Origin of the sequence: Streptomyces sp. NPDC000229 (assembly GCF_040300825.1) — a bacterium.
Taxonomy (GTDB): Bacteria; Actinomycetota; Actinomycetes; order Streptomycetales; family Streptomycetaceae; genus Streptomyces.
On record NZ_JBEPEL010000002.1, the window covers coordinates 98,612 to 123,216 of the forward strand.

Consider the following 24,605-nt stretch of genomic DNA (forward strand, 5'->3'; position numbering starts at 1 on the left):
CGGTGTCGGCCGGTGGTCCGGGCGGCGCGCTGACAGGATGCGGCGCCATGCAGCTAGTACGACAAAAAGGTCAAAGGGTAAGCAAGCGTGCGCGGGTCCTGCTCGCCGCACTGCTGATCGCGGCGCTCGGATCCGCCTGTGCCGCGGAAACCGGCACCGGGGGAGCGGGTCCGGGTTCCGGAGCGGGCGGCGGCAATGCCGAGCCCGCCGCCGGTCAGCAGCCCCAGCAGCCCCCCGACGCGGCCGCCGCCCTCACCGCGTACGTGGAGAAGGTCAGGCGCGCACAGGCCGCCCGTACCCTCGCCGCCAGGAAGTGGGGCCTCAGGGCCACCCCCCTGGCCGCGCCCCCGCCCCCGGCGGCCACCGACAAGCCGCACATCACCTTCCGCAAGGGCTTCGGAGTCGGCGACCCCAGCCTGCCGCCCGTCTTCACCACCGTGCCGACCAAGGAACGGATCGTTTTCCTGACGATCGACGACGGCGCGGAGAAGGACCCCGAGCTGCTGCGGATGATGGACGAACTGGACATCCCCTACAGCGCCTTCCTCAGCGACTACCTGGTCAAGGAGGACTACGCCTACTTCAAGCGGATGCAGGACCGGGGCGTGGCCCTGCACAACCACACCCTCAACCACCGCTACATGCCCGCCCTTTCGTACGCGGAGCAGAAGCGCGAGATCTGCGGGCAGCAGGACACCATCGAGAAGCGGTACGGCACACGGCCGTCGCTCTTCCGCCCGCCCTACGGCAACTACAACGCCGACACCCTGCGCGCCGCGCGGTCGTGCGGCGTGAAAGCCGTCCCCCTGTGGGCCGCCGAAGCCTTTCCCGACCACATGGAGTGGCGCGAATGGGACCGGGACCTGCATCCCGGCGACATCATCCTCACGCACTTCCGGGGCCGGGAGGACTGGAACGGCACCATGCCGGACATGATCAGGCAGGTGATGGACGTCGTCACGGCCAAGGGGTACGCGGTGGCCAGGCTGGAGGACTACGTGTGAGCCGGCCCTGCGGCCGCGATCACGCCACGACCGGGCGGTGAATTGGCACTCCGCTTGACCGAGTGCTAACCGCGGTCATAGTCTCAGGTCTGGCACTCCCCACCGGAGAGTGCCAACACAGCGACGGGCAGGTCCGGCACCCGCGACGACGGATCCACCTGGTCGCCACCTCAGACAGTTAACCCCGTGAGATCTCCGAAGGGGGAGGTCGGATCGTGACGACCACCAGCTCCAAGGTTGCCATCAAGCCGCTCGAGGACCGCATCGTGGTCCAGCCGCTCGACGCCGAGCAGACCACCGCCTCTGGCCTGGTCATCCCGGACACCGCCAAGGAGAAGCCCCAGGAGGGCGTCGTCCTGGCCGTTGGCCCGGGCCGCTTCGAGAACGGCGAGCGCCTGCCGCTCGACGTCAAGACCGGCGACATCGTGCTGTACAGCAAGTACGGCGGCACCGAGGTGAAGTACAGCGGCGAGGAGTACCTCGTCCTCTCGGCTCGCGACGTGCTCGCGATCGTCGAGAAGTAATTCACCTGAGCAAGATTTGCTTTTGAGCTGCGCCCCTGGCCCCCGCTGATGACACATTGCCGGGCGGCGAGGGGCGCGGTTCGTCAACCAGAGTTTTCGAGAGGGCTGAATCGCTCCCATGGCGAAGATCCTGAAGTTCGACGAGGACGCCCGTCGCGCCCTTGAGCGCGGCGTCAACAAGCTTGCCGACACGGTCAAGGTGACGATCGGCCCCAAGGGCCGCAACGTCGTCATCGACAAGAAGTTCGGCGCGCCGACCATCACCAACGACGGTGTCACGATCGCCCGCGAGGTCGAGATCGAGGACCCGTACGAGAACCTCGGCGCCCAGCTGGTGAAGGAGGTGGCGACCAAGACCAACGACATCGCGGGTGACGGCACCACCACCGCCACCGTCCTGGCCCAGGCGCTGGTCCGCGAGGGTCTGCGCAACGTCGCCGCGGGCGCCTCCCCGGCCGCCCTGAAGAAGGGCATCGACGCCGCGGTCAAGGCCGTCTCGGACGAGCTGCTCGCCTCGGCCCGCCCGATCGACGACAAGGCCGACATCGCCGCCGTGGCCGCGCTCTCCGCGCAGGACCAGCAGGTGGGCGAGCTCATCGCCGAGGCGATGGACAAGGTCGGCAAGGACGGTGTCATCACCGTCGAGGAGTCCAACACCTTCGGCCTGGAGCTGGACTTCACCGAGGGCATGGCCTTCGACAAGGGCTACCTGTCCCCGTACATGGTCACCGACCAGGAGCGTATGGAGGCCGTCCTCGACGACCCGTACATCCTGATCCACCAGGGCAAGATCTCCGCGATCACCGACCTGCTCCCGCTGCTGGAGAAGGTCATCCAGGCCGGCTCCTCCAAGCCGCTGCTGATCATCGCCGAGGACGTCGAGGGCGAGGCCCTGTCGACCCTGGTCGTCAACAAGATCCGCGGCACGTTCAACGCCGTCGCGGTCAAGGCCCCCGGCTTCGGCGACCGCCGCAAGGCGATGCTCGGCGACATGGCCGCCCTCACCGGCGCCACGGTCATCGCCGAGGAGGTCGGCCTCAAGCTCGACCAGGCCGGTCTTGACGTGCTGGGCACCGCCCGCCGCGTCACCGTCACCAAGGACGACACCACGATCGTCGACGGCGGCGGCAAGTCCGAGGACGTGCAGGGCCGCGTCGCGCAGATCAAGGCCGAGATCGAGACCACGGACTCCGACTGGGACCGCGAGAAGCTCCAGGAGCGCCTCGCGAAGCTGGCCGGCGGCGTGTGCGTGATCAAGGTCGGCGCCGCCACCGAGGTGGAGCTGAAGGAGAAGAAGCACCGTCTGGAGGACGCCATCTCCGCGACCCGCGCCGCGGTCGAGGAGGGCATCGTCTCCGGTGGTGGCTCCGCGCTCGTCCACGCCGTCAAGGTGCTGGAGGGCAACCTCGGCAAGGAGGGCGACGAGGCCACCGGTGTCGCGGTCGTTCGCCGCGCCGCCGTCGAGCCGCTGCGCTGGATCGCCGAGAACGCGGGCCTCGAGGGCTACGTCATCACCTCGAAGGTCTCCGAGCTCGACAAGGGCCAGGGCTTCAACGCCGCCACGGGCGAGTACGGCGACCTGATCAAGGCCGGCGTCATCGACCCGGTCAAGGTCACCCGCTCGGCCCTGGAGAACGCCGCCTCCATCGCCTCCCTGCTGCTCACGACCGAGACCCTGGTCGTCGAGAAGAAGGAAGAGGAGCCGGCGGACGCGGGCCACGGCCATGGTCACGGCCACTCCCACTGACGCCTGCTGAGCGTTTCGAGGCCCGGTGCCCCCGTCGCGGGGGCACCGGGCCTCGGTGTTTTCCGCGCCGTCACGCCGAGCGGCTGAGCTCCCACGGCCGCACCGGATCCTGGAACGGCGCGCCCTTCGCGTACCGCTCCAGCTCGTCCAGCGCCTGGTCCGCCATGCGGTGCAGCTCGTTGCCGAGCGAGCCCGCGAGGTGCGGGGTGAGCAGCACGTTGGGGAGGGTGTAGAGCGGGGAGTCGGGCGGCGGGAGTTCGGGGTCGGTGACGTCGAGTACGGCGCTGAGGCGGCCGGACACCAGGTGCTCCAGGAGGGCCGGCTCGTCGATCAGGGAGCCGCGCGCGGTGTTGATGAGCGTCGCCCCGTCCGGCATGAGGGCGAGCTGCGTGGCGCCGATCATGTGGCGGGTGGACGGCAGTTGCGGGGCGTGCACGGAGACGATGTCCGCGCGGGCGCACAGCTCGTCGAGCCCGGCCGGCACGACCCCGAGCGCCGCGGCCTCGTCGGAGGTGACGTACGGGTCGTGGAGCAGCACCTGTACGTCGAAGGGGCGCAGCAGCTCGATCACGCGGCGGCCGACGCGGGACGCGCCCACGATGCCGACCGTACGGCGGTGGTTGCCGCTGTCGGCGAGCTCCCGCAGCCAGTCGTGCTCGGCGCGCAGCTCGGCGTACCGCCGAGCGGCGCGCAGGACGCGCTTGCCGGCCAGCAGGATGGCGGCGAGCGTGTACTCGGCGACCGGCAGGGCGTTGGCCGCGGCGGCCGAGGTCACCGTGATGCCGCGCTCCCAGCAGGCGTCGGTGACATGGTGCTTGACGGACCCGGCGGCGTGGACGACGGCACGCAGGCGGGGGGCCCGGTCCAGGACGGCCGCCGTGAGCGGTGTCGCGCCCCAGCAGGTGAACAGCACCTCGGCCTCGGCGAGCGCGGAGGCGATGTGGGGCACGGGGGCGGTCAGGTCGTGGGCGACCAGGTGCGGGTCGGTGCGCGCGAGGGCGGCCAGGCGGGCTCGGTGGGCGTCGGTGAGCAGGCGCCCGGCGATGCCGGGGCCCATGGCCAGCAGGACGGCGGGCCGGTTGTCAGTGGTGTCGTGCATGGTGGTCCGTGGGCTCCTCAACGGCGGCATGGGCGGCGGCCTCACTTGACGCTCCCGGCGGTCAGACCGGCCTTCCAGTGGCGCTGGAGCGAGACGAAGGCGACGACCAGGGGGAGGACGGCCAGCAGGGAGCCGGTGACGACGAGGGGGTAGAAGTCCGGCTCGGCGTGGGCGTTGCTGTTCCATGCGTACAGGCCGAGGCTCAGGGGGAAGAGCCGCTGGTCCGAGAGCATCACCAGGGGGAGGAAGAAGTTGTTCCAGATGGCGGTGAACTGGAAGAGGAAGACCGTCACGAAGCCCGGCATGATCATGCGCAGCCCGATCGACCAGAAGGCGCGCAGCTCGCCGGCCCCGTCGATACGGGCGGCCTCCAGGGCCTCGCCCGGGATGTAGCCGGCGCTGAAGACGCGGGCGAGGTAGACGCCGAACGGGTTGACCAGGACGGGGATGAGCACGGCCCAGTAGGTGTTGACGATGCCCGTCTTGCTGGCGAGCAGGTACATGGGCAGGGCGAGCGCGGTGGTGGGGACCAGCACGCCCATCAGGACGACACCGAAGAGCTTCTCCTTGCCCCGGAAGTCGTACTTGTCGAAGGCGTATCCGGCGGCGACGCAGATCAGCGAGCAGGCCAGCGCCCCGCCGCCCGCGTACAGGAGGCTGTTGAGGTACCAGCGGAAGTACACCCCGTCGCCGTACTCGGCGAGCCGGGTGAGGTTGCCCGCGAGGTCGAAGCCCTCGAAGGAGAAGGCGTTCCCGGCCAGCAGCCCGCCCGCGTCCTTGGTGGCGGCGGTGACGAGCCAGACGAGGGGGAAGAGCATGTAGGCGGCGGACAGCAGCAGGGCCCCGTTGACGGCGGTCCTGGACAGCCATCGGCTCGGCGGCCGGCGCGTGGCTGTGGTGCCGCCGGTGGCCGCGGGGGCGGTGCGGGCGGGCGGCGGAGTGGTGACGGTCGCGCTCATGCGTGCTTCTCCTTCCGGTTCTGCTTCCGGCGGCCGGTGAAGCGGGTGACGGCGAAGGACAGGAGCGCGGCGGTGAGCGCGAGGAGGACGGAGGCGGCGGCCGCGAGTCCGTAGTCGTTGCGGTCGAAGGCCGCGGAGTAGGCGTACATGTTGGGCGTCCAGGTGGAGGTGACGGCGGAGCCCGTGCCCTTGTTGAGGATCAGCGGCTCGGTGAACAGCTGGAGCGAGCCGATGACGGTGAACAGCGCGACCATCGCCAAGGAGGCGCGGATCAGCGGGAGTTTGATGCTGAACGCGGTGCGCCAGGCGCCCGCCCCGTCGACCGTCGCCGCTTCGAGGACGGAGCGGTCGATGGCCTGGAGGGCCGCGTAGAAGATGACCATGTTGTAGCCGAGCCATTCCCACAGCGCGATGTTGACCACGGAGGGGAGGGCGCCTTCGGGTGAGAAGAAGTCGAAGCCGATGCCGCCGGACTCCATGGCCTTCACGACCGGGCTGAGCTGGGGCGTGTAGAGGTACACCCAGATCAGTGCGGCGATGATGCCGGGCACGGCGTGCGGCAGGAACAGCGCCAGCTGGAAGAAGCGGCGGGCGCGGGCGAGTGCCGAGTCGAGCAGCAGAGCGAGGCCGAGGGCGCCGGCGAGCAGCAGCGGAATGTAGAACAGGCAGTAGCCGAGCAGGACGCCGAAGCCCTCGCGGAAGGCCCGGTCGCCCAGCGCCGCCAGGTAGTTGTCGAGGCCGCTGAAGACGGTCTCGGTGCCGCCGAACCCCAGCCCCGACTGCTTCTCGGTGAACAGGCTGAGCCAGACCGCGTATCCGATCGGCACCACCATCACCGCGGTGAACAGGACGAAGAAGGGGGTCAGGAGGACGGCGGCGGCACCGGTGCGGGCACGCGCACCGGTCCGGGGGCGGGCAGAGGGGGTGGCGGCGAGGACGGCGCGGGCCTTCATCGGTGTCAGCCCTCGACCTTCAGCCCGCGCTTCTTCAGCTCGGCGACGGTGGCGTCGTGCCCGGTCTTCACGGCGTCGGCGAGGGTGGTGCCGCCGTTCGCCACCTTGCCGAGCTGGTCCTTGATGGCGAGGTTGGTGGTACCGGTGGTCGGGCCCCAGGCCCAGTTCGGGTTGATGGAGGCACCGGCCTGCTCGAAGAGCCGGTAGATGTCCTGGCCGCCGAAGAACCCGGCGTCGAAGGCCTTCTTGGCGACCGGGCGCAGTGCGGTGGCCGCGGGGAAGGCGCTGGAGGTGCCGGAGGCTATCCGGGCCTTGATGCCCTCCTCGGTGGTGGCCATCCAGGTGGCGAATTCGACCGCCGCCTCCGCCTTCTTGCTGTCCTTGGTCACGGCGAAGGTGGAGCCGCCGACCATGCCGCTGGCGGGCTTGCCGTCCCAGGAGGGCATCGGGGCGACGGCCCACTTGCCGCTCTGCTCGGGCAGGGTGCCCTTGAGGACGCCCGCGCCCCAGGAGGCGCCGAGGTAGCCGATGGTGGTGCCGTTCTTCAGGGAGCCGGTCCACTCGGGGCTGAAGGAGGCGTTGTTGCGGACCAGGTCGGCGTCGAGCAGGCCCTGCCAGTAGGCGGTGACCTTGGTGGTGGCGGCGTCGGTGGTGTCGACCTTCCAGGTGTCGTCCTCGGCCTTGAACCACTGGGCGCCGGCCTGCCAGGCCATCGCTTCGAAGCTGGTCGGGTCGTCGGGGAAGAAGGTGGCGATACGGGCCTTGGCGTCGGCCTTCTTCACCTTCTCGGCCGCCGCCTTGAACTCGGCCCAGGTCTTCGGGACGCCGACGCCGTACTTCGCGAAGAGGTCCTTGCGGTAGTAGAAGGCCTGCGGCGCGGCGTCGAAGGGGACGGCCCAGTTCTTGCCGCCGAGCGTGGTGAGTTCGAGGGCCTGCGGCAGCAGCTCGCTCCTGACGTCGTCGGGCAGGTGGGCACCGATGTCCTGGAGCGCGCCCTGGCTGACGAACTCGGGGAGGGACGGGTACTCGATGGAGACGAGGTCGGGGGCGTTGCCCGCCTTCACGGCGTTGGAGATCTTGGCGTACCCACCGGCGTTGCCGGAGGGGATCTCCTCGAACGTGACCTGGATGTCCTTGTGCGAGGCGTTGAACGCGTCGACGACTTCCTTGGAGCCCTTGGCCCAGCCCCAGAAGGTGATGGTCACCGGCTTGCCGTCGGCGGCGGGGCCCGACGGGTCGTCACCGCTGCCGCCGCCGCACCCGGTGAGCAGGGCGAGAGCGGCGGCGGTGGCGGCTATGGCGGGGGACGTTCTGCTCCAACGGCGGCTCAGGCTGCTGCTCTTGCTGCGACTCATGGCGGGGCTCCTGAACGAACGGCGACACGGAAGGTGTGGCCGTGATGATTGAGCCACCCATGAGCGAAGTCAAGAGCGAAAGATTGATTGATCGAAAAAAGATCAGTTTGGTTTCGAGCGGTCCGCTCCGCAGGAGGCCCGCACCCGCAGCCGCGGCAGCAGCGTCACATGCCGCCGGGGATCCTCCCCGCCCGGCCCCCCGGCCTCGTCGGCCCGGCCCCCGGCCGCGGCCTGGGCGAGCCGTTCGACCAGCAACTCCGTGGCCAGCCGGCCCACCTGCCGCTTCGGCGGGGCGACCGCCGTCAGCGGGGTGTCGGCCAGGGCGGCCACCTCGTCGTCGTACGCGATCAGCGCCAGGTCCTCCGGTACGCGCACGCCCAGCTCGGCGAGGCGCTGCACGATCTGGATGGCGTCCACGTCGTTGTGCACCAGCGCCGCGGTCGCCCCGCCCGTCGCGACCGCCGAGCGCAGTGCCCGGACGGCCTCCTCGAACCCGTCCGGGTCCAGCTCGGACGGCACCGAGTCGATCACCGGGCCCGGCTCGCCCAGCCCCAGCGCGCCGAGTGCCTCCGTGTACCCGGACCGCACCGCCAGTGCGGTCGGGCTGTCCGCGCGGGCCACCAGCAGCGGCGCCCGGTGGCCCAGCCCCACCAGGTGGCGCACGGCCAGGACGACCCCGTGCCGGTGGTCGGAGGACACCCGGTCCAGCCCGTCCAGCGCCGAACCGGGCGCGGCACGCCGCTCCAGGAGCACGGCCGGCACCGGCAGCTCGGCGATCCAGTCGCTGTGCTCGGCCGGGTCGCCCGGCGCCCGCCAGCCCGGCGCCACCAGCAGCCCCTCCGCCCCCGCGGCCAGCAAGCCCTCGGTACGGGCCCGGTCGTCCTCCGGGCGGTAGTCGGAGATCCGCAGGATCAGCCGCGCTCCGGCCCTGGCCGCCGCCTCGCGGGCACCGCGGATCACCTCGGCGAAGTAGTACGTCGCCGAGGGCGCGAGCAGGCCCAGCACCGGACCGCTGCCCGGCGCCGCGGCTGCCGCCTCGCCGCCCTGGCGCCGCTCGGCACCGCCCTGCGCCCCGGGCCACGAGACCTGGCCGTGCACCCGGTCCAGCAGTCCCCTGCCGGCCAGCGCCTCGACGTCCCGGCGCGCGGTCACGGGGGACACGCCCAACTGGGCGGCGAGGTCCGAGACCCGCGCCGTGCCGCGCTCCCGCACCAGGGCCAGCAGTCGGTCGTGACGTTCAACAGCACTCTCGCGCACGGCGGAAGTCCCCCTCGAGGTGTGGTGGCTCGGTCGAGCGGTGCCCGTCGTCAGACCCTATTCCACTCCGGAAGCCCGGATGATCGAACCGCGGGGAATTTCGATCATTCGATCCGAACCTGTTGACGTTCGATCGCTCTCGCCTTCATGATTCCGGAACGCCGTTGCGGCGGGCCGCAGTGGCCCGGGGGGACTACTGCGGCCCGTACTTGCGGCCCGCTCGGGAGCTCACGCCTCCGAGCAGGCCGCGCGGCGCCAGCTTCACCACACCCATCAAGGCCTTGTAGCGCGGGTCCGGAATCGACAGCGTCCTGCCCCGCGCCAGGTCCGCCAGCGCCGCGGCCACCAGCTTGTCGGCGTCCAGCCACATCCAGCCGGGGATGTTGTCCGTGCGCATCCCGGCCCGCTCGTGGAACTCCGTACGCACGAAGCCCGGGCACAGCGCCATCAGCCGCACCCCGCTGCCCGCCAGGTCGCGCGCCGCGCCCTGCGTGAACTGCACGACCCACGCCTTGGACGCCCCGTACGTGCCGCGCGGGACGAACGCGGCCACGGACGCGACGTTCACCACGCCACCCCGGCCCCGGTCCCGCATCGACGCCGACGCGGCCGACGTCAGCCGCAGCACCGCCTCGCAGTGCACCTTCAGCATCTTCAGTTCGTCGGCCATCGACACGTCCAGGAACCGGCCCTTGTTGCCGAACCCGGCATTGTTGATCAGCAGGTCCACCGGCCGCTTGGGGTCGGACAGCCGGGCCTCCACGGCCGCGATGCCGTCCTCCTCGGCCAGGTCGGCCGCCAGCACCTCCGCCTCGATCCCGTGCCGGTCGTGCAACTCGGTCGCCTGCTCCCGGAGCCGCTTCACATCCCGGGCCACCAGCACCACGTCGCGGCCGTCCGCCGCCAGCCGCCGCGCGAAGGCGGCCCCGATTCCCGCCGTCGCGCCCGTAATCAGTGCAGTCGTCATACGCGGCACGTTAGTGCCCCGCGCGGACACCGGTGTCCTCGGTCCCGCGGGGCTGTGGACGAAGCGCCGTACATATACGGAGTGTCAGGATCCGCGCCCGTGAACCACCCCGCCCAGCCGCTAAGAGAGGTGTTTGGCCACGTACCTGAGTGCCGCCTCGCGCACCTCCGGGTCCATCGCCCCGCCCGCCGCCAGCGTGCGCGGCAGCAGCTCCCGCTGGAGGGTGAACGCCCGGAAGGCCAGCTCCACCGTCACGTCGTGGTCCGGCCGGTGCACGACCTCGATCACATCGCCCGCCCGGACCTCCCCCGGCTCGACGACCCTGAGGTACGCGCCCGGCGCGGCGCGCCGGGTGAACCGCTTGACCCAGCCCTTCTCGCCCAGCCACCCCGCGAACGTACGGCAGGGAACCCGACCGGACGCCACCTCCAGGACCGCCGAGCCGCCGATCCGCCAACGCTCGCCGATCAGCGCGGCGTTGACGTCGAACCCCGCGGTGGTGAGGTTCTCCCCGAACGCGCCGTTGGCTATGGGGTGCCCCAACTCGCCCTGCCAGTGGTCCAGGTCCTCGCGCGCGAACGCGTACACCGCCTGATGGGTCCCGCCGTGGAAGCGGAGGTCGCAGACCGTGTCCCCGGCCACGCCGCTCGCCCCCTCGCCCTTCGGGCCCGGATCCGCCACCCGTACGGGCCCGTCGGCCGGACGTTTGTCGATGCCGGTCATGCCGCTCGGCGCGTCGGTGTACTCCACGGCCTTGGGCCGCCCCACGTTGACGGTGAGAACTCTCATGGCGCCACGCTAAACCGCGCTACCTCAAAGCAGCCAGCCGATATTTCGCGGGCCATCCAAGCGAGGCTTATAGTCAAGAGGTGATCGAAGCCCGCCATCTGCGCGTCCTCCGCGCCGTCGCCACCACCGGCTCCTTCTCCGCGGCCGCGCGCGAACTGGGCTGCACCCAGCCCGCCGTCAGCCAGCAGATGAAGGCGCTCGAATCGTCCGCGGGCACGCCGCTGCTGGTCCGTACCGGCCGGGAAATGCGCCTGACGCAGGCCGGCGAGGCGCTCGTACGCCACGCCGCCGGCATCCTCGCCGGCCTCACCGCCGCCGAGGAGGAGGTCGCCGCCATCGCGGGGTTGCGCGCCGGCCGCGTCCGGCTGGTCTCCTTCCCCAGCGGCAGCTCCACCCTCGTCCCGACCGCTCTCGCCGCGCTCCGCGCCGCCCACCCCGGCACCCGGGTCTCCCTGGTCGAGGCCGAACCGCCCCGGTCGGTGGAGATGCTCCGCGACGGCGACTGCGACGTGGCGCTCGCCTTCCGCTACCGCCCGGCCGTCGGGGAGTGGGACGACCTCGTCGTACGCCCGCTCCTCGCCGACCGCCTGGTGGGCCTGGTCCCGGAGGGGCACCGTCTCGCGGACGCCGACGCCGTGTCCATCGGGGAACTGGCCGAGGAGTCGTGGATCGCGGGCTGCCCGCGCTGCCGCCGCCAGCTCGTGGAGGTGTGCGAGGGCGCCGGCTTCACCCCGCGCATCGACTTCGCGACCGACGACTACCCCGCGGTGATCGGCCTGGTCGGCGCGGGCCTCGGGGTCGCGGTCCTGCCCGAACTGGCCATCCGCTCGGTACGCCCCCGAGGCGCCAGGACGGTCGCGGTGGAACCGGCCGTCGAGCGGGAGATCGTCGCCCTCACCCTTCCTGACCTCGCCAAGGTCCCGGCGGTCGCGGCCACCCTCGACGAGCTGACGCGCGCCGCCGCCCTGGCGTAAGGCCGCAGGGGACATCCGTACCGCAGGGACGGCCGTCGTCCGTGCGGAAAGGGCGGCCTCATTCGTACCGAAGGGGCGGCCTGAGGTGGCCGCCCCCGGGGTGCCGCGTTGGAGGGGCCTGGCCGAGCGGTTGTTGCAGAAACGTTCCTTCAGGCGCGGGCCGGAGTCCCCGACGACGCCGTGACGAGACGGTTGCGGGCTCGTCCCATGAGTTCCTCGCGCTCGTCCTCGGTGAGGCCGCCCCAGACGCCGTACGGCTCCCGCACGGCCAGTGCGTGGGCCGCGCACTCCGCGCGGACCGGGCACCGCATGCAGACCTCTTTCGCCGAGTTCTCGCGCGCACTCCGCGCCGCGCCACGCTCCCCCTCGGGGTGGAAGAAGAGCGAACTGTCGACCCCCCGGCAGGCCGCGAGCAGCTGCCAGTCCCACAGGTCGGCGTTGGGTCCGGGAAGGCGGGAGAAATCTGCCATAGCGCATGTCCCCTTGGTTCCGGTACTGAGCGGGTGAGTGGGCTGATACAGCCACGACCGTACAACTACTGTCTTAGTAGATGTAAATATGACTCATTGCGAATCTAGCCACAGACACCGACAAAGTGAAGGAAAAGCCGCTAAATGGGGCATAGCTCTGGGTGAAGGAACGGTGACCTGCGTCGCTCTGCTCCGTACGCACTCCCTCACGTAGAGTGCCGAAGGGTGAGGGCGAACCCGTAACTCTTTCGAGTGACCGTCGTTGAGAGTGCGGAGGCGGTTGAAAGAACAAGCGCTCGGGCAGATGTCCGGGGGCGTCAACCGCACAGGTGACGATTCGTAACCAGCCTGGAGGCTCAAGGTGACGCGCATCAGCTGCGGAGGACGGCCATGACATCCGTCCTCGTCTGCGACGACTCCCCGCTTGCCCGAGAAGCGCTCCGCCGCGCCGTCGCGACGGTACCCGGCGTCGAGCGTGTGACGACCGCGGCCAACGGCGAGGAAGTCCTCCGCCGCTGGGGCGCGGACCGCTCGGACCTGATTCTGATGGACGTACGCATGCCCGGCTTGGGCGGCGTGGAGACCGTCCGCCGGCTGCTCTCCGCGGACCCCGGCGCCCGCATCATCATGCTCACGGTCGCCGAGGACCTGGACGGCGTGGCGCTCGCCGTCGCGGCCGGTGCCCGTGGATACCTGCACAAGGACGCCTCGCGCGCCGAGTTGCGGGCCACGGTCACCCAGGCCCTCGCCGACCCGACCTGGCGGCTCGCCCCGCGCCGGCTGCGCTCGGCCGAGATGGGCGCCGCACCCACCCTCACCGCGCGGGAGATCCAGGTGCTGGAGGGCATGAGCCACGGCCGCTCCAACGCGGAGATCGGACGTGAGCTCTTCCTCTCCGAGGACACGGTCAAGACGCACGCCAGAAGGCTTTTCAAGAAGCTGGGCGCATCGGACCGGGCGCACGCCGTCGCGCTCGGTTTCCGCTGGGGCCTGGTGCGCTAGCGCGTGACCGTACCGATCCCCGTCCGCCGCCCGGCGGACGGGGCGGCGGAGGCCCGATATCTGTTTCCGGCCCGATGCCGCATCCTTGAAGGGTGGAGTTCCTCGGGGACGAGTCGATCGAGCGGGAGGGGAGGGCGCAGGAGATGACGTCCGGCGCACCTGCTCATAACGCTGGCGCACCTGCTCATAACGCTTCGGTGCACAACAGTGGACGCGGTGCCGCGGAAGAACGACCGCCAAGGCACCATGGACCGATGCGCGACGACGAGGCGGCCCATGCCCACGGGGCCATCGGTGCACTCGTACACCGTGCGGTCGACGGCGACGAGCAGGCCACGCACGACCTCCTGGCCCATGTCCACCCCCTGGCCCTGCGCTACTGCCGCACGCGGTTGAACCGCCTGCCCGGTGACGCGCGCCATTTCGTCGAGGACCTCGCCCAGGAAGTCTGCGTCGCGGTGCTGATGGCGCTGCCGCGCTACAAGGACACCGGACGCCCCTTCGAGGCGTTCGTCTTCGCCATCGCCGGCCACAAGGTCGCCGATCTCCAGCGGGCCGCCATGCGGCACCCCGGTTCCACCGCCGTGCCCTCCGACGAGATGCCCGAGCGGCCCGACGACTCCCTCGGCCCCGAGGAACGGGCGCTGCTCAGCGACGACGCCGAGTGGGCCAAGCGCCTGCTCGCCAACCTGCCGGAGAACCAGCGCGAGCTGCTGGTGCTGCGGGTCGCCGTGGGTCTGACCGCCGAGGAGACCGGCCAGATGCTGGGGATGTCCCCCGGGGCGGTACGGGTGGCGCAGCACCGCGCGCTCAGCCGACTGCGGGCACTCGCCGAACAGTGAGCCGCGCGAGCTGGCCTGTACGGGTGCGCCCGTACGTGTGAACGTCCAAACCTTCCGGGTGATCTTGCTCGTGGAATGAGACACGGCCGCAGGCCGTTAGCATGGACATCCGCACCGATCAAGGCCATTTGGGGAAGGTGTCATGACTGCCAACGTCGACGGAGTGCCCGAGAAATTCGCGACACTCGGGCTGACCTACGACGACGTGCTTCTGCTGCCCGGCGCGTCCGACATGGCGCCCGACCAGATCGACACTTCCTCGTACATCTCCAAGAACGTGCGGGTGAACATCCCGCTGCTGTCCGCCGCCATGGACAAGGTCACCGAGGCCCGGATGGCGATCGCCATGTCCCGGCAGGGTGGCGTCGGTGTGCTCCACCGCAACCTGTCCATCGCCGACCAGGCCAACCAGGTCGACCTGGTCAAGCGCTCCGAGTCCGGCATGGTGACCGACCCGATCACCGTCCACCCGGACGCCACGCTCGCCGAGGCCGACGCCATCTGCGGCAAGTTCCGCATCAGCGGCGTCCCCGTCACCGACCAGGCGGGCAAGCTCCTCGGCATCGTCACCAACCGCGACATGGCCTTCGAGACCGACCGCACCCAGCAGGTGCGCGACGTCATGACGCCGATGCCGCTGGTCACCGGCAAGGTCGGCATCTCCGGCGTCGACGCCATGGAGCTGCTGCGCCGCCACAAGATCGAGAAGCTGCCGCTCGTCGACGACGCGGGCATCCTCAAGGGCCTCATCACCGTCAAGGACTTCGTCAAGGCGGAGAAGTACCCGAACGCGGCGAAGGACAAGGAAGGCCGGCTCCTCGTCGGCGCCGCCGTCGGTGTGGCGGGCGACGCGTTCGAGCGCGCCCAGGCACTGATCGAGGCGGGCGTGGACTTCATCGTCGTCGACACCGCGCACGGCCATTCCCGGCTGGTCGGCGAGATGGTCGCCAAGATCAAGTCGAACAGCTCGGTGGACGTGATCGGCGGCAACGTCGCCACCCGCGACGGTGCCCAGGCCCTGATCGACGCCGGCGTCGACGGCATCAAGGTCGGTGTCGGCCCCGGCTCCATCTGCACCACCCGCGTGGTCGCCGGTATCGGCGTCCCGCAGGTCACCGCCATCTACGAGGCATCCCTCGCCGCCAAGGCGGCCGGTGTCCCGGTCATCGGCGACGGTGGCCTGCAGTACTCCGGAGACATCGCCAAGGCCCTGGTCGCCGGTGCCGACACGGTGATGCTCGGCTCGCTGCTCGCGGGCTGCGAGGAGTCGCCGGGCGAGCTGATGTTCATCAACGGCAAGCAGTTCAAGTCGTACCGCGGCATGGGGTCGCTCGGCGCCATGCAGTCCCGTGGCGAGTCCTTCTCCAAGGACCGGTACTTCCAGGAGGGCGTCGCCTCCGACGAGAAGCTGGTACCCGAGGGCATCGAGGGCCAGGTGCCCTTCCGCGGCCCGCTCTCCGCGGTCGTCCACCAGCTGGTCGGCGGCCTGCGCCAGTCGATGTTCTACGTCGGCGGCCGGACCGTTCCGGAGCTCCAGGAGCGCGGCCGGTTCGTCCGGATCACGTCCGCGGGCCTCAAGGAGAGCCACCCGCACGACATCCAGATGACGGTCGAGGCGCCGAACTACAGCAGGAAGTAAGCAGGAAGCGATCCACGCGCGCGTGGGGGGCGGTCCCGGCATACGGCCGGAACCGCCCCCCACGCGTGTGTCGGGGATACTGGTAGGCGCAGACGTAGAGGGAAAGGCCACACATCGTGACTGAGATCGAGATCGGGCGCGGCAAGCGCGGCCGCAGGGCGTACGCGTTCGACGACATCGCCGTCGTACCGAGCCGGCGCACCCGGGACCCGAAGGAGGTCTCGATCGCCTGGCAGATCGACGCCTACCGCTTCGAGCTGCCGTTCCTGGCCGCTCCCATGGACTCGGTGGTCTCGCCGCAGACCGCGATCCGCATCGGCCAGCTGGGCGGCCTCGGCGTCCTGAACCTCGAAGGCCTGTGGACCCGGTACGAGGACCCGCAGCCGCTGCTCGACGAGATCGCCGGGCTGGACGAGGCGAACGCCACCCGCCGTCTGCAGGAGATCTACGCCGCCCCGATCCAGGAGGAGCTGATCGGGCAGCGCATCAAGGAAGTGCGCGACTCGGGCGTGGTCACCGCGGCCGCGCTCTCCCCGCAGCGCACCGCCCAGTTCTCCAAGGCCGTCGTCGACGCCGGTGTGGACATCTTCGTCATCCGCGGTACGACGGTCTCCGCCGAGCACGTGTCGGGCGCGGCCGAGCCGCTGAACCTGAAGCAGTTCATCTACGAACTGGACGTCCCGGTCATCGTGGGCGGCTGCGCCACCTACACCGCCGCCCTGCACCTGATGCGTACGGGCGCGGCGGGCGTCCTCGTCGGCTTCGGCGGCGGCGCCGCGCACACCACCCGGAACGTGCTGGGCATCCAGGTCCCCATGGCCACCGCCGTCGCGGACGTCGCGGCCGCGCGCCGGGACTACATGGACGAGTCCGGCGGCCGGTACGTCCACGTCATCGCGGACGGCGGCGTGGGCTGGTCCGGTGACCTGCCCAAGGCGATCGCCTGCGGCGCCGACTCGGTGATGATCGGCTCCCCGCTCGCGCGGGCGACCGACGCGCCCGGCAAGGGACACCACTGGGGCATGGAGGCCGTCCACGAGGACGTGCCGCGCGGCAAGCTGGTCGACCTCGGCATGGTCGGTACGACCGAGGAGATCCTGGCCGGCCCGTCGCACTCGCCGGACGGGTCGATGAACTTCTTCGGCGCGCTGCGCCGGGCGATGGCGACGACGGGCTACAGCGAGCTCAAGGAGTTCCAGCGCGTCGAGGTCACCGTCGCGGACGCGCAGCACAAGCGCTGACCCGCTGTCGTACGTACGCGAAGGGGCCCGCACCGGACGACGGTGCGGGCCCCTTCGCGTACCTCGTACGCCACGTCCTAGGCGTTGGCCTTCTTCGCGCCGGCGAAGGCGGTGACCGCACCGATGGCGAGGAAGAGGTACGACATGGCGTCCGCGGTCTCCTTCCACGCGTCCATCAGCATGCCGAAGTCCTCCAGGAGGATCTCGGGGGCGGACCCGCCCACGACGTTGCTGAAGATGACCGCTATGGCGACCAGCTGGCCGAGGTAGACGGCACCGATCGACAGGATCGCGGCGACGACGGGCAGCGCCGGGTTGCGGCCACCGACCTTCGCGGCGGCGAAGCCGACGAGGAAGCCGACTCCGACCGCGGCGTATCCGATCTCGCGCTCGATCGCGCCGCCGATGGCGCCGTACGCGACGGCGGCGACGAGGGCGGCCACCAGCGCGACCACCAGGCCGAGCCCGACCTTGTCCCGCGCGGGGGCCGGCGCGGGCGCGGGCGGGTACGGGGCGGCCGGGCCGCCGGCGAACGGGTTGCCGGGCGGCGGAGTGGGCTGGCTCATGCTGGGGGTCCCCCTGGGATGGTTTTCACAGGTCTGTGCGCACTTGTGTACGCATAAGATCCCTGTGAGTTCAGAGGGCCGGAGACTAGCAGGCCGATCCGACAATCGGCCCGGGCTTTTCCGCGGTGCCGCCCGGGGCCGTTACAGGCGGTGTGCCGCGCCCGCCGGGGTGACTCCGCGGGTGTCCAGGAGGAGCTGGGCCTTCACCGCCAGGCCCTGGAGGTCGTACGTACGGTGGTGCTGGAGCAGCACGGTCAGGTCGGCCGCGGCGGCCGCCTCGTACAGGGAATCCGCCCGGGGGACGGGCAGGTCGCGGACGCGCCAGTCGGCGACGTACGGATCGTGGTAGCTGACCACGGCGCCCATGTCCATCAGACGGCGGCCGATCTCGGCCGCGGGGGAGCCCTCCTGGTCGGCGAGGTCCGGCTTGTAGGTGACGCCGAGCAGCAGGACACGGGCGCCGCGCGCGGACTTGCCGTGCTCGTTCAGAAGCGTGGCGCAGCGCTGGATGACGTACTGCGGCATGCGTTCGTTGACCTGGCCCGCCAGCTCCACCAGGCGCAGCGGGCGGTGGGGGCCGATCGTGTCGACGGGGAGGCCGTGGCCGCCGACGCCGGGGCCGGGGCGGAAGGCCTGGAAGCCGAAGGGCTTGGTCTCGGCACACCGGATGACGTCCCACAGGTCGACGCCGAGGTCGTGGCAGAGCACCGCCATCTCGTTGACGAGGGCGATGTTGACGTGGCGGAAGTTGGTTTCCAGCACCTTGACGGTCTCGGCCTCGCGCGTGCCGCGGGCCCGTACGACCTTGTCGGTGAGACGGCCGTAGAAGGCGGCGGCCGATTCCGTGCAGGCGGGGGTGAGGCCGCCGATCACCCTGGGGGTGTGGGCGAAGTCGTGGGCGCGGTTGCCGGGGTCGAGGCGGCCGGGGGAGTACGCGAGGTGGAAGTCGCGGCCGGCCCTGAGGCCCGACCCTTCTTCGAGCAGCGGGCGCAGCACGTCCTCGGTGGTGCCGGGGTGGACGGGCGATTCGAGCAGGACGGTGGTGTTGGGGCGCAGCCGGGCGGCCAACGCGCGTGCCGCCTCGGCGACGGCGGACAGATCCGGTGTGCGGTCGGCGCCGAGGGGGGTGGGGGTGCAGATGACGGCGGTACGGACCCGGCCCAGCTCGGTGGGGTTGGTCGTCGGCCGGAAGCCCCCCGAGAGCATCCGGCGGATTTCCGAGGCGGTGAGCGAGCCGTCGACCGGGGGACGGCCGGCCGCCAGCTCTGCCACGGGGCGAGGGTCGGTGTCGTAGCCGATGGTGTCGATCCCGGCGGCTGTGGCGGCTTGGGCGAGGGGCAGTCCGAGGTGGCCGAGGCCGATGACGGCGAGGTCTGCGGGCATGGGTGATGCCGTCCTTCCCAGTAGCCGGAGTGGACGAGACGCGCAAGTCCTGTGGACAGAACGAGCGCAGTGCAATGTCAGACTAGGCGTAAATATGACCGTTATGTGGCATTGCGAGCCATGGTTCGGCCGAGTGTTGTCCACAGGCGGTGGCTGAAGTCGGAGGGCCGGGACAGAATCGAGTCTGTGAGCCCGACCACACGGGGAACCATACGGGGACCACACGGGGGCGACGGGAGGCAGCGGTGAGGACAGCGACACTGGGACCCGCCGAGCGCGCCGAGGCGCTGGCGGCCATGGCCGATCGTGAACTGGACGTGCTGGTCGTGGGCGCCGGGGTGGTGGGCGCCGGTACGGCTCTCGACGCGGCGACACGCGGACTGGCGACCGGGCTGGTGGAGGCGCGCGACTGGGCGTCGGGCACCTCCAGCCGGTCGAGCAAGCTGATCCACGGCGGGCTGCGCTATCTCGAGATGCTGGACTTCGCGCTCGTGCGGGAAGCGCTGAAGGAGCGCGGGCTGCTGCTGGAGCGGCTGGCTCCGCACCTGGTGAAACCGGTGCCGTTCCTCTACCCGCTCCAGCACAAGGGCTGGGAGCGGCTCTACGCCGGGTCGGGCGTCGCGCTGTACGACGCGATGTCCGTCTCGTCGGGGCACGGACGCGGGCTGCCCGTACACCGGCACCTCTCACGGCGGCAGGCGCTGCGGGTGGCGCCCGCGCTGAAGAGGGACGCCCTGGTCGGGGCGTTGCAGTACTACGACGCGCAGATGGACGACGCCCGCTTCGTGGCGACGCTCGTGCGGACGGCGGCGAGTTACGGCGCGCACGTCGCCAGCCGGGCACGGGTCATCGGCTTCCTGCGCGAGGGCGAACGCGTGGTCGGCGCCCGGGTCCAGGACGTGGAGGCGGGCGGCGAGTACGAGGTCCGCGCCAAGCAGGTCGTCAACGCGACCGGGGTGTGGACGGACGACACGCAGGCCCTGATCGGGGAGAGGGGGCAGTTCCACGTACGGGCGTCGAAGGGCATCCACCTGGTCGTGCCCAAGGACCGGATTCACTCGAACAGCGGCCTGATCCTCCGCACCGAGAAGTCGGTGCTGTTCGTCATCCCGTGGGGCCGCCACTGGATCGTGGGGACCACCGACACCGACTGGGACCTGGACAAGGCCCACCCGGCGGCGTCCAGCGCCGACATCGACTACCTGCTGGAGCATGTGAACAGCGTGCTGGCGGTGCCGCTCGCCCGGGACGACGTGCAGGGTGTGTACGCGGGCCTGCGGCCGCTGCTGGCCGGCGAGTCCGACGCGACGAGCAAGCTGTCCCGCGAGCACACCGTGGCCCATCCGGTGCCGGGTCTGGTCGTCGTGGCGGGCGGCAAGTACACGACGTACCGGGTGATGGCCAAGGACGCGGTGGACGAGGCGGTGCACGGCCTCGACATGCGGGTGGCCTCCTGTGTCACGGAGGACGTGCCGCTGCTGGGCGCCGAGGGATACCGGGCGCTGTGGAACGCGCGTGCTCGGATCGCCGCCCGGACGGGGCTTCACGTGGCACGCGTGGAGCACCTGCTGAACCGGTACGGCTCGCTGGTGGAGGAGCTGCTGGACCTGATCGTCGCCGATCCGAAGCTCGGTGAACCGCTGGGCGGTGCCGACGACTACTTGCGGGCCGAAGTCGTCTACGCGGCGTCGCACGAGGGCGCCCGGCACCTGGACGACGTGCTGACCCGGCGGACCCGCATCTCCATCGAGACCTTCGACCGGGGAACCCGCAGCGCGCGCGAGTGCGCGGAACTGATGGCGCCGGTGCTGGGCTGGGACGAAGGGCACATCGAGAGGGAGGTGGAGCACTACGAGAAGCGGGTGGAGGCGGAGCGCGAATCGCAGCGGCAACCGGACGACCTGACGGCGGACGCGGCACGGCTGGGCGCGCCGGACATCGTGCCGCTCTAGGGTGCGCCTTCTGTGGCCCCGTCGGCGCGGCAGAACTCGGCTGCCAGGAGGGCCGGTTCCAGGGAGTCGAGGGCGCTGTCCGGCACGGCGTCCGTATTGACCCGGAAGGTGACGGTGCGTCGGCCGTCGCCGGTGGTGGCGGTGCGGACGTAGCTGCCTTTGATGTGGCCGTTGTGACCCCACACCGTGGTGCCGCAGGGAAGCCGGTGCGGGTAGATGCCCATGCCGTAGGGGCCGTTCGCCGGGCGGGTGTCCAGCAGCTGCCGGAGCTGGGGCGCGGGGAGCAGGCGGCCGGAGAGGAGGGCGGCGTAGAAGCGGTTCAGGTCGTCGAGGGTGCTGATCAGTTCGCCCGCCGCGTCGGCGGTGCGCGGGTCGAGCGCGGTGACGTCCCGGCCGGCGGCATCGTAGGCCCGGCCGTGCGGCGGGGGCAGAGCCGTGCGGGCACCGGGGAAGGAAGTGCCGCCGAGGCGCAGAGGGCTGATGATGCGCCGACTCGCCTCGGCCGCGTAGGTGCGGCCGGTGACCTGTTCGATGACGAGGCCGAGCAGGACGTAATTGGTGTTGGAGTACGCGTAACGTCCGACGGGCCCCGGCGTGCGGGCCAGAGCGCGGCGGACGGCCTCACGGGCGGTGGTCCGTGCCGTGGGGGACAGGCGGCTGCTGACATCGGCGTAGTCCGGCAGACCGCTGGTGTGGGTGAGCAGGGCGCGCAGCGTGACCCGCCGGCCCGCCTCGTGGGGCAGCAGGCCGGGCAGATGGCGCCCGACCGGATCGTCGAGGTGCAGCCTGCCCTCGGTGGTCAGTTGGAGAACGACCGTCGCCACGAACGTCTTGGTGATGCTGCCCGCGCGGAAGCGGTCGGCGCGGCGAATGCCGGGACCGGCTGCCTGGAACCGCGACGCGGTGGGCGAGGCGGACAGCATCGCCGCGGCCGGGGCATGGCCCTCGGAGACGAGTCGGGGTAGAACGGCGGAGGGAGGGGTGGGGGAGGGTTCCCCCGACAGCGGGCCGGCGCCCAGCCCGAGCAGGGCGGTGACCAGCGGAACGGCGAGCCGGGCGCGGGGCAGTGGCATCGTGGGATCCCTCCTTCGGAGCCCATCCTGGCCGACGGAGGACCCGGGAGATTCGCCGGTCCCGGAGTGAGAGACAATGGACGCTCTTCCAGGGCGGGTTACCGCATCGCGCGGAAGCGGCAGGCGCGGGCGAGGATCAGGGATCGCAGAGGGGACGCATGTCGGGAGCGGAGCAGTCGCGGAACGCGGCTCGGGAACCTCAGCGGGACGCGGCGAAGCCGGGTGTCGGACCGGACGGGCCGGACACCAAGCCGGCCGCCGAGTCGGCCGGGGACGCACCGGCCACGTCGGGTACCGAGCCGGTCAAGGACGCGACCATGAAGCTGGGCGCCGGCCGGCCCGAGGCAGCGGCCGACGGGTCCGGCGACCCCTCGGGCAAGGGCGCGGGCGGTGAGCGGGACGCGGACCGCCCGGGAGCGGGTGCGGACACCTCCGTCCCCGCACCCCGGTCGGACAAGGGTGCTGATGCCGCGAAGTCCGGTGACCGTTCGGGCAAGGACGCGGGCAGCGAGCGGGACGCGGATCCGCAGGGCGCGCGGAGCGCGGGCGACGAGGTGCCGGGCAAGGCGCCGTTGCCCTCGCCCTCGCCCACGCCCGCGAGCACTGGTGGCCGTTCGGTCCCCGCGGCGCGCTCGGGTACGGCTGAGGACGTGAAGAAGCCGAAGGACTCCACGGAACCGAAGGACTCCCCGGAACCGAAGGACTCCCCGGAGCCCAAGGCCTCCGAGGCGCCCAAGGAGTCCAAGGAGCCGTCCAAGGGAGCCAAGGAACCGAGGGGCGGCAAGGGCACGGCGTCCGCGGAGACCGGGGCGAAGCCGACGGCGTCCGGTGGGCGCGGCGGTGGCCGGGCCGACACGGCGTCAACGGGGCGTCCGACCAAGGAAGGGCGGCTGCTCGCGGGCCGCTACCGGCTCGGGGGCGTCCTGGGACGCGGCGGCATGGGCACCGTCTGGCGGGCCGTCGACGAGACGCTCGGCCGCACCGTGGCCGTCAAGGAACTCCGCTTCCCCAACAGCATCGACGAGGACGAGAAGCGCCGCCTCATCACGCGCACCCTCCGCGAGGCCAAGGCGATCGCCCGGATCCGCAACAACGGCGCCGTGACCGTCTACGACGTCGTCGACGAGGACGACCGCCCCTGGATCGTCATGGAGCTGATCGAGGGCAAGTCGCTCGCCGACGCCATCCGCGAGGACGGTGTCCTCACGCCCAGGCGCGCGGCCGAGGTGGGGCTCGCCATCCTCGACGTCCTGCGTTCCGCGCACCGCGAGGGCATCCTGCACCGCGATGTGAAGCCGTCGAACGTCCTCATCGCGGACGACGGCCGGGTCGTCCTCACCGACTTCGGTATCGCCCAGGTCGAGGGAGACCCGTCCATCACCTCGACCGGCATGCTCGTCGGCGCCCCGTCGTACATTTCGCCCGAGCGGGCCCGCGGCCACAAGCCGGGCCCGGCGGCGGACATGTGGTCGCTGGGTGGCCTGCTCTACGCGTGCGTGGAGGGCTGCCCGCCGTACGACAAGGGTTCCGCCATCGCGACGCTCACCGCCGTGATGACCGAGCAGCTCGACCCGCCGAAGAACGCGGGCCCGCTGGAGGAGGTCATCTACGGACTCCTCCACAAGGACCCGGCCAAGCGCCTCGACGACGCGGGCGCCCGCGTGCTGCTCAACGACGTGATCCACGCCCCCGCGGCGCCCATGGCCTCGGTGCCCGAGCCGTCGCCGGAGGTCACGCGCATCGTGCCCCTGTTGCCGCTGCCCGGCGAGGACGCCGCCGCCAAGCCCAGGGAGGCGGACGACCCGGCGGCGGAGCGGATGCGCGGCGCGCTGCGTTCCGTGCGCAACGCGGCGGCGTTCGCCAAGGCGGAGCCGGCGTCCGGATCGCAGACCGCCGAGCGTTCCGCGCCGGTGACTCCCGGGCGGGCACCGCTCACCGATGTGGTGCCGCGCCGTACGCTTGTGATCATCGCGGTCGTCGTCGTCCTCGCGGTGATCGCCGCCGTGCTCGCCTTCGCTCTGGGCGGTGACGACGAGCCGGGCGCCAAGGGCCAGGGCACGCCCGGCTCCGACCGGACGGCATCGGCCGGTTCGGCGGTCGCGCAGGGCGCCACCGGCGGTAACGACGACCAGCCTGCCGGCGAGCCGGGCAAGGAGCAGGAAGGCGAGCAGCCCGGTACGGGCGGCGGCAATGGCGGCAATGGTGGCGTGAAGCCGTCCGGCGGGCCGGGGACGGGCACCGGCGGGGCGGCACTGCCGGCCGGGTACACCATGGTCAGCGACGACCGGTTCCACTTCTCCATGGCCATGCCGTCGGACTTCCGCAGGACTGCCATAGCGGGACAGAACTCGGGCGGGATATACAGCCGGAGCGGTGGGTTCCCGCGCGTCCAGGTGGACTTCACGAACAGCCCCAAGGACGATGCCGTGGCCGCCTGGACGGCCGCCTGGCTCGGTCTCAAGGCCAGTGTCAGTGGCTACCGGCATCATGGCATCGACGAGGTGGACTACAAGGGTTATCCGACGGTCGCCGACTGGCGGTTCGAGCGCGAGCAGAACGGGGAGCGGGTACGGGTGCTCAACCGGGGCTTCAAGGTCGACGCCACGCACGGTTACGCCATCATGATCACCTGCAAGGCCGCGGAGTGGGACGGCGCGGAGTGCAAGACGCTGCGGGACACGGCGTTCGCGACGTTCAGCCCCAAGGACTGACCAGGGCCACGTATCGTGAGAGCTCGTGGACCGTACGCAGCCGGAATGAGCGGGTAACTGCACGTGCGACGACCAGAATTGACGGTCTCGTACGGTCT

At 71.2% G+C, this 24,605-nt stretch carries 21 protein-coding genes; 10 read left to right on the forward strand and 11 right to left on the reverse strand.

The features are described 5' to 3' along the window. The first annotated feature begins 47 nt into the window (after positions 1–47). From ABT360_RS02035 to groL, 3 genes are all read left to right on the forward strand, one after another. The gene (locus ABT360_RS02035; protein WP_351809212.1) at positions 48–1,004 is read left to right on the forward strand and encodes a polysaccharide deacetylase family protein; all 957 of its coding nucleotides are present in this window, start codon (positions 48–50) and stop codon (positions 1,002–1,004) included. 215 nt (positions 1,005–1,219) lie between these two features. After that, positions 1,220–1,528: a co-chaperone GroES gene (gene groES, locus ABT360_RS02040; RefSeq protein ID WP_010471835.1), complete on the forward strand. Its 309-nt coding sequence runs from the start codon at positions 1,220–1,222 to the stop codon at positions 1,526–1,528. Between the two features lie 118 nt (positions 1,529–1,646). Continuing rightward, on the forward strand, positions 1,647–3,275 hold the full coding sequence (gene groL, locus ABT360_RS02045) for a chaperonin GroEL (RefSeq protein ID WP_351809217.1): 1,629 nt from the start codon (positions 1,647–1,649) through the stop codon (positions 3,273–3,275). Positions 3,276–3,345: 70 nt separating this feature from the next. Here groL and ABT360_RS02050 read toward each other — a convergent pair whose 3' ends face one another. The 7 genes from ABT360_RS02050 to ABT360_RS02080 all read right to left on the reverse strand — a co-directional run bounded on the left by ABT360_RS02050 (position 3,346) and on the right by ABT360_RS02080 (position 10,654). Continuing rightward, complete coding sequence (locus ABT360_RS02050) at positions 3,346–4,374, reverse strand: hydroxyacid dehydrogenase (RefSeq protein WP_351809220.1); 1,029 nt, start codon at positions 4,372–4,374, stop codon at positions 3,346–3,348. A 41-nt stretch (positions 4,375–4,415) separates the two neighbouring features. Next, positions 4,416–5,333: a carbohydrate ABC transporter permease gene (locus ABT360_RS02055; RefSeq protein WP_351809223.1), complete on the reverse strand. Its 918-nt coding sequence runs from the start codon at positions 5,331–5,333 to the stop codon at positions 4,416–4,418. After that, positions 5,330–6,286 (reverse strand): carbohydrate ABC transporter permease, encoded by a 957-nt coding sequence (locus ABT360_RS02060; protein WP_351809226.1) that lies wholly within the window; start codon positions 6,284–6,286, stop codon positions 5,330–5,332. Before ABT360_RS02060 ends, ABT360_RS02055 begins: the two co-directional genes overlap by 4 nt. A 5-nt stretch (positions 6,287–6,291) precedes the next feature. Further along, positions 6,292–7,617: an ABC transporter substrate-binding protein gene (locus ABT360_RS02065; protein WP_351809506.1), complete on the reverse strand. Its 1,326-nt coding sequence runs from the start codon at positions 7,615–7,617 to the stop codon at positions 6,292–6,294. 126 nt (positions 7,618–7,743) lie between these two features. Continuing rightward, complete coding sequence (locus ABT360_RS02070) at positions 7,744–8,898, reverse strand: substrate-binding domain-containing protein (protein ID WP_351809229.1); 1,155 nt, start codon at positions 8,896–8,898, stop codon at positions 7,744–7,746. A 193-nt stretch (positions 8,899–9,091) separates the two neighbouring features. Beyond that, positions 9,092–9,865 carry an SDR family NAD(P)-dependent oxidoreductase gene (locus ABT360_RS02075; protein WP_351809232.1) on the reverse strand — a complete coding sequence of 258 codons (774 nt, stop codon included), beginning with the start codon at positions 9,863–9,865 and terminating at the stop codon, positions 9,092–9,094. A 120-nt stretch (positions 9,866–9,985) separates the two neighbouring features. Beyond that, positions 9,986–10,654, reverse strand: coding sequence for an MOSC domain-containing protein (locus ABT360_RS02080; protein ID WP_351809235.1), 669 nt, complete (start codon positions 10,652–10,654; stop codon positions 9,986–9,988). 80 nt (positions 10,655–10,734) lie between these two features. On the opposite strand from ABT360_RS02080, the gene ABT360_RS02085 reads away from it, so the two are divergent. Further along, positions 10,735–11,628 carry a LysR family transcriptional regulator gene (locus ABT360_RS02085; protein ID WP_351809238.1) on the forward strand — a complete coding sequence of 298 codons (894 nt, stop codon included), beginning with the start codon at positions 10,735–10,737 and terminating at the stop codon, positions 11,626–11,628. 149 nt (positions 11,629–11,777) lie between these two features. Here the strand turns inward: ABT360_RS02085 and ABT360_RS02090 are convergent, their stop codons facing one another. Continuing rightward, on the reverse strand, positions 11,778–12,098 hold the full coding sequence (locus ABT360_RS02090; protein ID WP_064069911.1) for a WhiB family transcriptional regulator: 321 nt from the start codon (positions 12,096–12,098) through the stop codon (positions 11,778–11,780). A gap of 390 nt (positions 12,099–12,488) precedes the next feature. On the opposite strand from ABT360_RS02090, the gene ABT360_RS02095 reads away from it, so the two are divergent. The 4 genes from ABT360_RS02095 (at position 12,489) to ABT360_RS02110 (ending at position 16,822) form a co-directional block, all read left to right on the forward strand. Continuing rightward, positions 12,489–13,100, forward strand: a complete 612-nt coding sequence (locus tag ABT360_RS02095; protein WP_003948568.1) for a response regulator transcription factor — start codon at positions 12,489–12,491, stop codon at positions 13,098–13,100. Positions 13,101–13,354: 254 nt separating this feature from the next. Next, positions 13,355–13,942: a sigma-70 family RNA polymerase sigma factor gene (locus tag ABT360_RS02100; RefSeq protein ID WP_064069910.1), complete on the forward strand. Its 588-nt coding sequence runs from the start codon at positions 13,355–13,357 to the stop codon at positions 13,940–13,942. Between the two features lie 142 nt (positions 13,943–14,084). Continuing rightward, the gene (guaB, locus tag ABT360_RS02105) at positions 14,085–15,581 is read left to right on the forward strand and encodes an IMP dehydrogenase (RefSeq protein ID WP_351809243.1); all 1,497 of its coding nucleotides are present in this window, start codon (positions 14,085–14,087) and stop codon (positions 15,579–15,581) included. Between the two features lie 116 nt (positions 15,582–15,697). Further along, the gene (locus ABT360_RS02110) at positions 15,698–16,822 is read left to right on the forward strand and encodes a GuaB3 family IMP dehydrogenase-related protein (protein ID WP_351809246.1); all 1,125 of its coding nucleotides are present in this window, start codon (positions 15,698–15,700) and stop codon (positions 16,820–16,822) included. Positions 16,823–16,899: 77 nt separating this feature from the next. Here the strand turns inward: ABT360_RS02110 and ABT360_RS02115 are convergent, their stop codons facing one another. Further along, the gene (locus ABT360_RS02115; RefSeq protein WP_351809249.1) at positions 16,900–17,388 is read right to left on the reverse strand and encodes a hypothetical protein; all 489 of its coding nucleotides are present in this window, start codon (positions 17,386–17,388) and stop codon (positions 16,900–16,902) included. Positions 17,389–17,529: 141 nt separating this feature from the next. Beyond that, a complete protein-coding gene (locus tag ABT360_RS02120) occupies positions 17,530–18,771 on the reverse strand; it encodes a nucleotide sugar dehydrogenase (RefSeq protein WP_351809252.1) in 1,242 nt (413 codons plus the stop codon). Positions 18,772–19,016: 245 nt separating this feature from the next. Here ABT360_RS02120 and ABT360_RS02125 point away from each other — a divergent pair, with 245 nt between their 5' ends. Further along, entirely contained in the window at positions 19,017–20,723 is a 1,707-nt protein-coding gene (locus tag ABT360_RS02125) for a glycerol-3-phosphate dehydrogenase/oxidase (protein ID WP_351809255.1), read from the forward strand. Here the strand turns inward: ABT360_RS02125 and ABT360_RS02130 are convergent. Continuing rightward, positions 20,720–21,796, reverse strand: coding sequence for a serine hydrolase domain-containing protein (locus ABT360_RS02130; RefSeq protein ID WP_351809258.1), 1,077 nt, complete (start codon positions 21,794–21,796; stop codon positions 20,720–20,722). The two genes, ABT360_RS02125 and ABT360_RS02130, sit on opposite strands and share 4 nt — an antisense overlap. Before the next feature lie 158 nt (positions 21,797–21,954). Between ABT360_RS02130 and ABT360_RS02135 the strand changes: the two genes are divergently transcribed. Beyond that, positions 21,955–24,507 carry a serine/threonine protein kinase gene (locus ABT360_RS02135; protein WP_351809261.1) on the forward strand — a complete coding sequence of 851 codons (2,553 nt, stop codon included), beginning with the start codon at positions 21,955–21,957 and terminating at the stop codon, positions 24,505–24,507. Positions 24,508–24,605 lie beyond the last annotated feature (98 nt).

Coding starts and splice junctions, on each gene's coding strand:
- ABT360_RS02035 (WP_351809212.1), top strand. CDS start 48: ATGCAGCTAGTACGACAAAAAGGTCAAAGGGTAAGCAAGCGTGCGCGG.
- groL (WP_351809217.1), top strand. CDS start 1,647: ATGGCGAAGATCCTGAAGTTCGACGAGGACGCCCGTCGCGCCCTTGAG.
- ABT360_RS02050 (WP_351809220.1), bottom strand. CDS start 4,374: ATGCACGACACCACTGACAACCGGCCCGCCGTCCTGCTGGCCATGGGC.
- ABT360_RS02055 (WP_351809223.1), bottom strand. CDS start 5,333: ATGAGCGCGACCGTCACCACTCCGCCGCCCGCCCGCACCGCCCCCGCG.
- ABT360_RS02060 (WP_351809226.1), bottom strand. CDS start 6,286: ATGAAGGCCCGCGCCGTCCTCGCCGCCACCCCCTCTGCCCGCCCCCGG.
- ABT360_RS02075 (WP_351809232.1), bottom strand. CDS start 9,865: ATGACGACTGCACTGATTACGGGCGCGACGGCGGGAATCGGGGCCGCC.
- ABT360_RS02080 (WP_351809235.1), bottom strand. CDS start 10,654: ATGAGAGTTCTCACCGTCAACGTGGGGCGGCCCAAGGCCGTGGAGTAC.
- ABT360_RS02090 (WP_064069911.1), bottom strand. CDS start 12,098: ATGGCAGATTTCTCCCGCCTTCCCGGACCCAACGCCGACCTGTGGGAC.
- ABT360_RS02095 (WP_003948568.1), top strand. CDS start 12,489: ATGACATCCGTCCTCGTCTGCGACGACTCCCCGCTTGCCCGAGAAGCG.
- ABT360_RS02100 (WP_064069910.1), top strand. CDS start 13,355: ATGCGCGACGACGAGGCGGCCCATGCCCACGGGGCCATCGGTGCACTC.
- guaB (WP_351809243.1), top strand. CDS start 14,085: ATGACTGCCAACGTCGACGGAGTGCCCGAGAAATTCGCGACACTCGGG.
- ABT360_RS02115 (WP_351809249.1), bottom strand. CDS start 17,388: ATGAGCCAGCCCACTCCGCCGCCCGGCAACCCGTTCGCCGGCGGCCCG.
- ABT360_RS02120 (WP_351809252.1), bottom strand. CDS start 18,771: ATGCCCGCAGACCTCGCCGTCATCGGCCTCGGCCACCTCGGACTGCCC.
- ABT360_RS02130 (WP_351809258.1), bottom strand. CDS start 21,796: ATGCCACTGCCCCGCGCCCGGCTCGCCGTTCCGCTGGTCACCGCCCTG.
- ABT360_RS02135 (WP_351809261.1), top strand. CDS start 21,955: ATGTCGGGAGCGGAGCAGTCGCGGAACGCGGCTCGGGAACCTCAGCGG.